Raw genomic sequence first — 632 nt, 5'->3', positions numbered from 1 at the left:
GTTTCCGTCGTCCCCGCCCGGTCCGGTCCTTGCGGATCTCGAAGTCCATCGCACCCCTTGAACTGGGGTGTTGCAACGATCCCTAGAACCCAAGCAGGGGCGGCGGGGCCGAGGTGTGCCCAACTGCGCAGCGGGCGGCTCTTTTCTGCCAAATTGGTCTCTACCATTGCCCCGAATCCGGGATTCCGGAAGGCTCGCCGCCGGACACCGGGAAGCGGACTCCGGTGTTCTCCCCTGAGCGAGGAAGACACCGACATGGCACTTCGCAAAGCGGTTACCAGCATGGCCCTGGCCGGACTGCTCTCGGTGGCGGGCGGCCTGATGGTCGCTCCCGCCGCCCAGGCGTCCACCACGAGGACGACCGGTTACACCTACATCGGCATGTACCCGAGCGGCGCCGCGTGCGACGCGGCCGGCAAGGCCTACGTGGCCCGCGGGGAGGCGGTCAACTACTTCTGCGACGTCGCCCCGACCACCGCCCGCCTCTCCGTCTGGTTCTACTAGAAACCACCGGGTGACCGCCTGAGGGGCGGGGGGCCCGGCCGCGCCCGCGCCCAAGGCGATGAAAACAAAAAACCACCCCCCCCCCCACAACAAAAAAGGTTTTGAGACGTTGGAGTTGTACTAGGAGT

The 632-nt window shown here is 66.3% G+C and carries 1 protein-coding gene; it reads left to right on the top strand.

The window, feature by feature from the left end; all coding sequences use genetic code 11:
- Nucleotides 1–255: 255 nt before the first annotated feature.
- Nucleotides 256–504 carry a hypothetical protein gene (locus tag ACFWJ4_RS37800; protein WP_380552937.1) on the top strand — a complete coding sequence of 83 codons (249 nt, stop codon included), beginning with the start codon at nt 256–258 and terminating at the stop codon, nt 502–504.
- The last annotated feature ends 128 nt before the right edge of the window (nt 505–632 follow it).

It is taken from the genome of Kitasatospora sp. NPDC127067, from assembly GCF_042724755.1.
Lineage (GTDB): Bacteria > Actinomycetota > Actinomycetes > Streptomycetales > Streptomycetaceae > Kitasatospora > Kitasatospora lactacystinica.
The sequence above is the reverse complement of the archived record's forward strand: the minus strand, read 5'-3'. Positions and strand labels throughout refer to the sequence as shown.

Excerpts from the sequence above, each read along its gene's own strand:
- ACFWJ4_RS37800 (WP_380552937.1), top strand. The coding sequence starts at position 256 with ATGGCACTTCGCAAAGCGGTTACCAGCATGGCCCTGGCCGGACTGCTC.